At 75.7% G+C, this 10,208-nt stretch carries 7 protein-coding genes and 1 pseudogene; 3 read left to right on the top strand and 5 right to left on the bottom strand.

Annotated elements, in window-relative coordinates:
• On the bottom strand, positions 1-3,030 hold a 3,030-nt coding region (locus E1264_RS34020; protein WP_132180172.1), incomplete at its 3' end, for an SMC family ATPase.
• Positions 3,027-4,160 (bottom strand): exonuclease SbcCD subunit D, encoded by a 1,134-nt coding sequence (locus E1264_RS34015; RefSeq protein WP_132180170.1) that lies wholly within the window; start codon positions 4,158-4,160, stop codon positions 3,027-3,029. The genes E1264_RS34020 and E1264_RS34015, both read right to left, overlap by 4 nt.
• A 117-nt stretch (positions 4,161-4,277) precedes the next feature.
• On the opposite strand from E1264_RS34015, the gene E1264_RS34010 reads away from it, so the two are divergent.
• The 3 genes from E1264_RS34010 (at position 4,278) to E1264_RS34000 (ending at position 6,962) form a co-directional block, all read left to right on the top strand.
• Positions 4,278-4,964: a dihydrofolate reductase family protein gene (locus E1264_RS34010; RefSeq protein WP_207936580.1), complete on the top strand. Its 687-nt coding sequence runs from the start codon at positions 4,278-4,280 to the stop codon at positions 4,962-4,964.
• Positions 4,957-5,388, top strand: a complete 432-nt coding sequence (locus E1264_RS34005) for a deaminase (protein ID WP_132180168.1) — start codon at positions 4,957-4,959, stop codon at positions 5,386-5,388. Before E1264_RS34010 ends, E1264_RS34005 begins: the two co-directional genes overlap by 8 nt.
• 140 nt (positions 5,389-5,528) lie before the next feature.
• A complete protein-coding gene (locus E1264_RS34000; protein WP_132180166.1) occupies positions 5,529-6,962 on the top strand; it encodes an aldehyde dehydrogenase in 1,434 nt (477 codons plus the stop codon).
• 15 nt (positions 6,963-6,977) lie between these two features.
• On the opposite strand, the gene E1264_RS33995 is transcribed toward E1264_RS34000, so the two are convergent.
• From E1264_RS33995 to E1264_RS33985, 3 genes and pseudogenes are all read right to left on the bottom strand, one after another.
• Positions 6,978-7,904: an AMP-binding protein gene (locus tag E1264_RS33995; protein ID WP_132180164.1), complete on the bottom strand. Its 927-nt coding sequence runs from the start codon at positions 7,902-7,904 to the stop codon at positions 6,978-6,980.
• A gap of 65 nt (positions 7,905-7,969) precedes the next feature.
• A complete protein-coding gene (locus tag E1264_RS33990) occupies positions 7,970-9,394 on the bottom strand; it encodes an AMP-binding protein (protein WP_132180162.1) in 1,425 nt (474 codons plus the stop codon).
• Positions 9,395-9,532: 138 nt separating this feature from the next.
• Positions 9,533-9,739, bottom strand: a pseudogene (locus tag E1264_RS33985) (helix-turn-helix transcriptional regulator); the annotation flags it as partial.
• Between the last annotated feature and the right edge of the window lie 469 nt (positions 9,740-10,208).

Raw genomic sequence — 10,208 nt, 5'->3', positions numbered from 1 at the left:
GGTGGACCCGGCGCGGCGCTTGGTCACGCGGAGCTGCGCGGGGATGCGGGCGCGCAGCTCGGCGACGTGGCTGACGACGCCGACGGCCCGGCCGCCGTCGCGCAGGCCGTCCAGGACGTCCATGACCTCGTCGAGCGTCTCCTCGTCGAGGGTGCCGAAGCCCTCGTCGACGAACAGCGTGCCGATCTCGGCGCCGCCCGCCTCGGCGGTGACGACGTCGGCGAGGCCGAGCGCCAGGGACAGCGAGGTGATGAACGACTCGCCGCCCGACAGCGTCACGGGGTCGCGGTCGAGGCCCGTCCAGGCGTCGGCGACGCGCAGGCCGAGGCCCCCGGCGCCCTTCGTGCGGTCGCCCGCCGCCTTCTCCAGGGTGTGGATGAGCGCGTAGCGGCCCCCGGACATGCGCGACAGCCGCTCGTTCGCGGCGGCGACGACCTGTTCGAGGCGCGCGGCCAGCACGTACGCCGACAGCGACATGGCATGCCGGTTCGCCGGGTGCTTGCCGGACGTCAGGCCCGCGAGGCGTTCGGCGACCTCGTGCCGTCCGGCGGCGGGACGCCACGCGCCGACGGCCGCGTCCAGCAGTGCGCGCAGCTCGGCGAGGCGCTCGCAGCGGTGGCGGGCACGGTCGGCGGCGGACGCGGCCCCGGCGTGCGCGGCGTCGGCGGCGTCGAGGGCCGCTTCGAGCGCGGGCAGGTCGGGGGCGGGTTCGGCGGCGGCCGCGGCGAGCGCGGGGTCGGCGAGCAGGTCGCGGACGGCGGCCTCCTCGTCGTCCAGGCGGCGGAGCCGGTCGCGCAGCACGCCCTGCTCCTCGTCGCTCATCGCGGCCTCGGCGACCTCGTCGGGCGTCCGGAACCCCTCGGCCTCGGCGGCCGCCTTGGCGTTCGCGCGGGCGGCGGCCAGTTCCCCGGCGGCGCGGGCGGACTCGCGCAGCGCCTCGACGGCCTCGGCGAGCGTGCCGGCCTCGCCGCCGAGCCGCGCGATGCGGGCTTCGAGGGTGGCGTCGCCGCCGAGCGCCTCCTCCAGCTCGGCCGTCAGCCGGGCGTGCTCGGCGGCCAGCTCCTTCTCCTGCGTGCGGCTCTCGGCGAGCGCCTGGACGATCTCGCCGCGCCTGTCGCGGACGCGTTCGAGCTCCTGCTCGTGCCGGTGCAGGACGGTCTCCAGCCGTTCCGCCTCGGCCGCGCGCGCCACCGCCGCCTGGAGCGCCTGCTCGGCGTCCGCGACCTCTGCGGCGAGGACATCGGCGACCGCCTCGCCCGCGATGTCGAGGAGGTGGTCGCGTTCCGTGCGGAGCGCCTCGACGTCCTTGCCTGTCTGCTCCCGGAGGGCCTGCGCCTCGTCGGACTCCTGCTCGGCCCGGCCGATCTCCTCCTCGGTCGGGATCGGCGCGAGGGACGTCGCGGGCGACGGGTGCTCGGTGGAGCCGCAGACCCGGCAGGGCTCGCCGTCCGCCAGGTCGCCGGCGAGGACGGCGGCCATGCCGTCCAGCCGCGCCTGGCGCAGGTCGAGGACGAGCTGGCGGGCGTCCTGCGCGGCGTCGACGGCGTCGCGGTGCGCGGCCTCGGCCTCGGCGAGCCGGTGCTCGACCTGGTCGCGGCGCTGCGCGGCGTCGAGGCGGCGGCGGGCGTCGGCGACGGCGGCCTCGGCTCCGGAACGTCCGGCGGCGGCGATGCGGGCCTCGTCCAGCTCGGCGCGGCACGCGTCCACGATGCCCGGCAGCTCGGCGAGGGCCGCGCCGGTCCGCGCCTCCTCCGGCTCCAGCCGGGCCAGGTCGCGGGCGAGCGCGGCGCGCTCGGCGTCGATCCGCCGGAGCCTGGCGGCGGTGGCGCGCCGGCCCTCCAGCGCGGCGATCTCGTCGCGGCGGGCGCGTTCGGCCTTGGCCAGGACGTCTTCGGAGGCGTTCGGCGGGAGGAGCGCGCCGGCCCTGGCGCGGGTCTCGCCGGCCCAGCGACGCGCCCGGACCGCCTCGTGGTGCCTGGCCTCGACGGCCCTGACCAGCGGGACGGCCCGGTCGGCGCGGGCGGCGGCGTCGAGCCGCGACGCCATCCGCGACTTGTCGGCGGCGCGCTCGCGCAGCGCGTCCCGGCGGGCGACGGCGTCGGCGTGGCGGCGGCGCCGCTCGGCGAGCGCCCTCGCGCCGTCCAGGGCGGTGCGGGCCTTCTGGAGCGCCGCGGCGACCTCCCGGCGCAGATCCTCGGCGCCCGCGCGGACGTCCTCGTGCCCGCCCGCCAGCTCGGCGGCCCACGCGGGCAGCGCCTCCACATCGGCGAACGGCTCCCCCGCGGGTTCCGGCCGGCGCGGCGCGGGGACGGCCGGCCGCTTCCCGCGCGGCGGCTCGGCACTCTCCGCGCCCGGCGGCTCGGCACCGGTCGCCTCGGCGACGCGGCCCGCGATCGAGGACGCCGCCGCACCCAGCTCGTCGGCCTCGCGCCGGGTGGCGGCCCTGCGGTCGGCCAGCCACTTCTCGACCTGCGTGAACACCTCCGCCGCGAAGAGCCGCTCCAGCACCTTGCGGCGCTCGTCCGCGCCCGCGCGCAGGAACCCCGCGAACTCGCCCTGCGGCAGCAGCGCGACCTGGCAGAACTGGACGGCGGTCATCCCGAGCATCCGCGACACCAGGTCGCCCGCCTCGTCCAGCCGCGTCGTGAGCCCGACCCAGGCGCCGTGCTCGAACTCCTCCAGGACGACCTTCGCGTGCTCGGTCGTCGTCCCGGACCCGCGCAGCTTCGGCCGCTCCCACGCGGGCGAGCGCGCGATGCGCAACCGGCGGCCCCGGATCGTCGTCTCCAGCACCACGCGCGGCGCGGCGCCGGGCGCCGCGTGGTCGCTGCGCAGCCCCTTCACCGCGTTCCGGACGCCCGGGACCTGCCCGTACAGGGCGAAGCAGACGGCGTCGAGGATGCTTGTCTTGCCCGCGCCCGTCCGGCCCTGGATGAGGAACAGACCGGCGCCGGACAGCGCGTCGAAGTCGATCTCCTCGGTGCCGGAGAAGGGCCCGAACGCGCTGATCTCCAGGCGGTGGAGCCTCACGCCATGGCCTCCTTGCGGCGGCAGGTCTCGAACGCCTCGTCCAGGAGGGCGCGCTCGGCGGAGGTCGCGGGGCCGTCGGTGACCTCGGCGACGAAGTCGCCCGCGATGTCGAGAGGGGACCGTTCGCGGACGCGGTCGGACCAGGTGCGGGCGGTTTCCGTCCCGCCGCCTTCGGGCTCGAAGCCGAGCACGAGCGTGTGCGGGAACCTCCGCCGCAGCCGCTCCATCGCGGCGGACGGGCGGCGCGCGTCGGTGAGCGTCACCTGGAGCCAGCGGTCTTCGAGCCGGTCGAAGGCCGGATCGGTCAGCAGGTCATCGAGGCGCCCGCGCACCCGGGCGAGGCGGCGCGGGACGGGCGCCTCCACGAACTCCGCCGCGATGGCGCCGCCGTCCCGCAGGTCGACCAGCCAGGACCCCTTGACGTGCTTCTCCTCCGAGAACGAGTACGCGAGCGGCGAGCCGGAGTACCGGACGCGGTCGGTGATGCGCCAGGACCCGTGCAGATGGCCGAGCGCCGCGTAGTCGACGCCGTCGAACACCGACGCGGGCACGTGCGACGAGCCGCCGACCGAGATGTCGCGCTCGCTCTCGCTGGCCTCGCCGCCGGTGACGAACGCGTGCGCGAGCACGACCGAGCGCAGGTGGCGGCGGGCGGCGGCGTCGGCGCGGACGCGGCGCATGGCCTCGGCCAGCGCGGCGGCGTGGCTGCGCTCGCCGAGCTCCCACGGCTGCCGGACGAGTTCGGGCTCCAGATAGGGAATCCCGTAGATCGCGGCGTCCCCCACGACGACGGGCTCCCCCACGTCCGCGAAGTCGGTGCGGACGTGCACGCCCGCCGCGTCCATCAGCGCCGCCCCGAACCCGAGGCGCCGCGCCGAGTCGTGGTTGCCGGCGATGAGCACGACCCGGGTGAGGGCCGCGAGCCGCTCCAGCGCCTCGTCGCACAGCCGGACGGCGTCGACGGCGGGCAGCGCGCGGTCGTAGACGTCCCCGGAGACGAGCACGCAGTCGACCCGCTCCGCCGTCACGGTCTCGACCAGATGGTCGACGAACGCCGCCTGCGCGGCCAGCAGGTCCTCGCGGTGGAACGACCTGCCGAGATGCCAGTCGGAGGTGTGCAGCAGTCGCATGTCGCAGCTACCATAGGCATCCCGTGCGGCACATCCCGCGCAGAAACGCCGTGCGCCTCGAAACAATCTTCGAATGCCGCCGGTCACCCGAGCCGGGCGCTGCCGTAGGGTGACGGCGTGAGCGAGCGCCCCTACGTGCTGCTGAGCTGCGCGATGTCCGCCGACGGGTACATCGACGACGCGAGCCCGGAGCGGCTCCGGCTGTCCAGCGCCGCGGACTGGGACCGCGTCGACGCGGTGCGCGCCGGCTGCGACGCGATCCTGGTCGGTGCCGGGACGGTCCGCGCCGACGACCCCCGGCTGCTGGTCAAAAGCGAGCGGCGGCGGGCGAAGCGCGCCGAGCGCGGCCTGCCGCCCGACCTCACCAAGGTGACGCTGACCTGGAGCGGCGACCTGGACCCCGGCGCGCGGTTCTTCACCACGGGAGAGTCGCCGAAGCTCGTGTACGCGCCGTCCCGCACGGCTGGCGCGCTCGCCGCGCGGCTGGACGGCCTGGCCGAGGTCGTCGACGCCGGCGACCCGCTCGTGCTCGCGACGATGCTCGCCGACCTCGCGGCGCGGGGCGTCCGGCGGCTGATGGTCGAGGGCGGCGGGGGCGTCCACACGCTGTTCCTGACGGCCGGGCTCGTAGACGAGCTGCAGCTCGTCGTCGCGCCGTTCTTCATCGGCGACCCGTCCGCGCCGCGGTTCGTCCAGTCCGGGGTGTTCCCGCAGTCGCCGGACAGCCCGATGCGGCTGGCGGAGGTGACCCGCATCGGCGATCTCGCGCTGCTGCGCTACCTCACCGGGGCCGCGCGTGGATGATCTCGGCTGGCTGGGCCTGGCCTGCGACCTGGCGGCGCTGTGCCCGCCGTCGGCCACCGCGTTCTCGGTCGGCGCGGTCATCGTCGGCGCGGACGGCCGCGAGATCGCCCGCGGCCACTCCCGGGAGGACGACCCGCACGACCACGCCGAGGAGGCCGCGCTCGCCAAGACCACCGGCTCCGCCGTCGCGGGGGCGACCGTCTACAGCTCCCTGGAGCCGTGCGGCCACCGGGCGTCGCGGCCCCGCCCCTGCGCGGAACTGATCATCGCCTCGGGCGCCCGGCGCGTCGTGTTCGCCTGGCGCGAGCCCGCCCTCTTCGCCGAGGGCACGGGCGCGGAAATCCTGGCCGCGACGGGCGTCGAGCTGGTCGAACTCCCCGAACTGGCCCCTCGCGCGCGCAAGCCGAACGCCCACCTGCTCTAGAGGATGAGACGCACGTCTCATCCCCTTGCCAACGTGCGGGTACCCCATGCGATGCTGTGACCAAGCAAGCATTCGGTTACCTGGATCGGCCCGGCGCATCAGGCGCGGATGGTCCCGCCGGGGCAGGGAGGCACGGCAGCATGCGCGAGCACGACCGGCTGTTCATCGGCGGCGAGTGGGCCGCCCCGTCCGGCACCGGCACGATCGACGTCATCTCCCCGCACACCGAGGAGGTGATCGGGCGGGTGCCCGACGGCACCCGGGCCGACATGGACGCCGCCGTCGCCGCGGCCCGCCGCGCGTTCGACCACGGCCCCTGGCCCCGGATGACGCCGGCCGAGCGCGCCGAGATCGTCGGGCGGCTCTCCGCGATCTACGCCGAGCGGCAGACCGGGATGGCCGAGCTGGTCACCGCCGAGATGGGCTCGCCGATCATGTTCTCGGTGTTCGGGCAGGCCGCCATCCCGCAGATGGTGCTGCAGTACTACGTCGACCTCGCCGCCTCCTACACGTGGGAGGACGAGCGGCCGGGCATGCTCGGCCCGGTCACCGTGACGCGGGAGCCCGTCGGGGTCGTCGCCGCGATCGTCCCGTGGAACGTGCCGCAGTTCACGCTCATGCTCAAGCTCGCGCCCGCCCTCATCGCCGGCTGCACCGTGGTGGCCAAGCCGTCCCCGGAGACGCCGCTCGACGGCTACCTGCTCGCCGAGTGGATCGAGGAGGCCGGGATCCCCGAGGGCGTCGTCAACATCGTCCCGGCCGGTCGCGAGGTCGGCGCGTACCTCGTCGCGCACCCGGGCGTCGACAAGGTGTCCTTCACCGGCTCCACCGCCGCCGGACGCCGCATCGGCGCGGTGTGCGGCGAGCAGCTCAAGCGGGTGACGCTCGAACTCGGCGGCAAGTCCGCCGCGATCATCCTGGACGACGCCGACCTCGAATCCACCGTCGAGGGCTTCAAGCTGGCGTCGCTGATGAACAACGGGGAGGCGTGCGCCGCGCAGACCCGCATCCTCGCCTCGCGCCGCCGCTACGACGAGGTCGCGGGCGCCCTCGCGGCCATGGTCGGCGGCCTCGCGGTCGGCGACCCCGCCGACTACGGCACCGAGATCGGCCCGCTCGTCGCGCAGCGGCAGCAGGAACGCGTCGAGAACTACATCCGCGTCGGGCAGGACGAGGGCGCCAAGGTCATCACCGGCGGCCTGAACCGCCCGCACGACCGCGGCTGGTACGTCGCGCCGACCGTGTTCGGCGACGTCACCAACGACATGCGCATCGCCCGTGAAGAGATCTTCGGACCGGTGCTCGTCCTCATCCCCTACGACGACGAGGACGACGCCGTCCGGATCGCCAACGACAGCGACTACGGGCTCGGCGGCTCGGTCTGGACGTCCGACACCGCCCACGGCGTCGACGTCGCCCGCCGCATCCGCACCGGAAGCTGCGGCGTCAACATGTACACCCTCGACCCGAACACCCCGTTCGGCGGCTACAAGAACAGCGGCCTCGGCCGCGAACTGGGCCCCGAGGGCCTCCACGCGTACCTGGAGCACAAGTCGATCCCCAGAGCGTCCTGACCGGGCCGCCGCGGGTCAGCACAGGGGCGACACCGTCCACGCGTACCGGTCGCGGCAGGCCCGGGCCGCTTCGGCGGGCGGGGTGCCCGTCACCAGCAGCCGGACGCCCGTGACGGGGATGCGGCCGTGGTCGAACGCGATCGCGCGGAGCTTGGCGGGGGTGACGACGGCCGCGGTGGCCCCGTGGTCGAGGATCGCGTCGAGGAGGGCGCGCGTCCCGGCGCCGGGGACGCCGACGGCGGTGACGCCCTGGGTGAGGCACAGGTCGGTCAGGCCGATCCAGGTCGGTGCGGTGACGTCCCGGCCGGACAGGACGAGCACGTCGCCGCGGCCGAGGCCCAGCGCGCCGCCGAGCCGGTAGAGGTCGGCGAGCCGGTCGGCGTGGGTGATCTCCTCCGGCGGCGCGCACAGCCGCAGCGCCGGGTCGCGCAGCGGGTCGGGGGCCGGCGGGTCGCCGGTGCCCGGGCCGGGCTCCAGCAGCCGCGCGAACGGCGTCGTGCCCGGGACGTCCCCGAACGCGAAGACCTGCCTGACGTACGAGCGTTCCGCCGCGGCGAGGGTGCGGGCCGCGGTGTCCGCGCCGGCCAGCAGGAAGCGGGCGCCGGACTCGGTCAGCAGGGCGGCGGCCTCGGCGGGCGCGGCGTCCGGCGGCAGGAGCGCGGGCACGGCCCCGGACGCGGAGACGGCATGGACGGCGACGGCAAGGTCGCAGACGCCCGAGACGTGGACCGCGCCGACGTCGCCGGGACGCGCGCCGTGGCGGCGCAGCCCGTCCGCGGCCGCCGCCACCTCCTCGGCGAACGCCGCGTAGCCGAGTTCCCGCGCCGGGTCGATGAGGGCGGCGCCGGCGCGGCGGGCGGCGTTGCCCCTGACCGCGTCCAGGACGGTCTCGGTGATCGTGGTTCCGGCTGCCATGGGCGTTGCGGGGGTTGCCTGGGGCATGCGCCGAACGTACGCCGCGCGCGCCCGGCGACACATCCGAAGAAGTGTGTAGGCGGATGTGTACATCAGGGGGCGAGACCGGCACGTTCCAGGAGCTTCCGCCGCTGGACGCGCCCGTCGGCCGTGCGGGGGATCTCGGCCACGACGTGCACGGCCGACAGGGCACGGGTGCGCGGAACGTGGCCGTTGACGTGCCGCAACAGATCGATCTCGGACGCCGGTGCCGCCAGCACGACGAACGCGTGCGGCGCGAGGCCGAACTCGCCGTCCGGGACGGGCACCACGGCGGCGTCGCCGACCGACGGGTGCGCCGCCAGGACCGTCTCCGGCTCGCCCGGCGGGTCGGGGCGCACGCCGGTCACGCGGCCGAGAACGAAGACGCGGCCGTGGTCGTCGGCGAAAGCGGAGTCCCCGGTGGGCAGCCACCGGGCGGGCACGTCCGCCGTCCGCGCGACGGGGAGGCGGACGCACAGCTCGCCCGGCTGGTACGACGCCTGCGACACGCCGCTGCGGGGGTTGACGATGTGCCAGGTCACGCCAGGCAGCCCCCGCCCGACCGAGTCGAGCGTGCCCTCCTCGGCGGCCCGCAGATTGAGATGGGTGAGCCCGGCCGCCTCCGCCAGCCCGTACACCTGCCGGACGGGGCAGCCGAGCCGGGCCGCGGCGGCGCGGGCGTCCTCGGCGGCGAGCGGCCCGCCCGCGGCGACGACGGCGCGCAGGCTGCGCAGGTCGTACCGGGACACGGCGCGGTCGTAGGCGAGGGACTGCACGAGCCGCGGCGGCAGCACCGCCACGGTCGCCCGGTGGTCCCGCATCGCCCGCAGCAGGTCATGACCGCCCAGCCCGACGACGGTAGCGCCGAGCCGCAGCGCCGGGTTGAGCACACCGTTCAGGGCGAGCACGTCGCTGAACGGCAGCGCGCTCAGCACGGTGTCACCGCCGCCGATCATCCCGGCGTCGGCGACCCGGACCAGCCCGGCGACGACCTCGGCATGCGTGAGCCGGACGGTCCGCCCCGGCCCGCGCGTGCAGGCGAGCAGGGCCGTGTCCCGGTCGGGATCGGCATCCGGCGAGGACACACCGCCCGATCCGCCCGCCACCAGCCCGCCGATCTCCAGCGGTCGCGCCTCGCCGTCGAACCGTCCGGACGCCGTGACGACGGCGGCGGCGCGCACGGCGTCCACCAGGCATGGCGCGTCGACGGGGAACGGCACCGCACCGGCCGCGGTGACGGCGTGCAGCGCGACCGCGAACTCCGGCCCGTCCGGCAGGTGCAGCCCGACGACGTCGCCCGGCCCGATCCCCTCGCGGGCGACCCCGGACGCCGCGGCCCCGACCATGGCGGCCAGCTCCGCGTACGACACCGACCGCCCGGACGCGGCGTCCACCACCGCGGCCCGCCCCGGATCAGCGGCGGACGCCCCCAGCACCGCCCGCGTCACCGTGACCGCCGGATAGACGGCGGCCGGGTCCGATCCTTTGGAGAGCATGCCGCGAACCTAGATCGGCGCCTGTCCCCGCACATGCTCCGAACTGCGCAACCACCGTCGTACTCACCGCACCCCCGAGAGCGGGGCCTATGTACACAGGGCCCTTCGGAGCGAGCGCCTGTCAGGTTCGGGCTCGCCTTACGAGGGAGGCGGTTCGATGGGGATGTTGTCCACAGTCCAGGCGGCTATCTGGGCACGGGAGGAGAAGCCCAGCTTGGTCAGGATGTTGGTGACGTGACGGGCGACGGTGGCGGGGCTGATGACGAGCTCCTCGGCCACGCCACGGTTGCTGAGACCGCGTGCGACGAGCACGGCGATCTCGCGTTCCCGGGGCGTCAGGGTGCTCGGCGGGGTCACGGGCTCGGCGGGACGAGCAGGCGCCCCGAGTTCGGCAGCGGGAGAAGGCCGCCCGGCCCCAAGACGTCCCGGCTCCCCGGCATGGTCAGACTCAAACGTGACGGCATCAGACGGCGCGCCGGCGCGCTCGAAGCCAGACGCGGCAGCCCCCTCACGACCAGGCGCGACCCATTCATAACCAGAGGCAGCGCCAGACCCCTCAACCCCCGACACGGCGCCAGTCGACTCAACAGAAGTAGTGCCGGGCCGCTCAAGATCAGACGTGGGAGGAGGCCGATCGAGGTCGGACGTATGGATGGAACGTCCGGAATTGGCAGCGGTGGTGCCGATGGTGGGCGCGGAAGAAGGCACTTCGGAATTCGGCGTCGCGCCCTGGGCTATGGGGACGGGGTGTTCGGGTGCCGCGGGCCGGGGTGGCGGGACCCGGGTGGCGCCGGGGTCGCGGAGGGCGTACGCG

This window comes from Actinomadura sp. KC216 (assembly GCF_004348535.1).
In the GTDB taxonomy this organism is placed as follows: Bacteria; Actinomycetota; Actinomycetes; order Streptosporangiales; family Streptosporangiaceae; genus Spirillospora.
The sequence above is the reverse complement of the archived record's forward strand: the minus strand, read 5'-3'. Positions and strand labels throughout refer to the sequence as shown.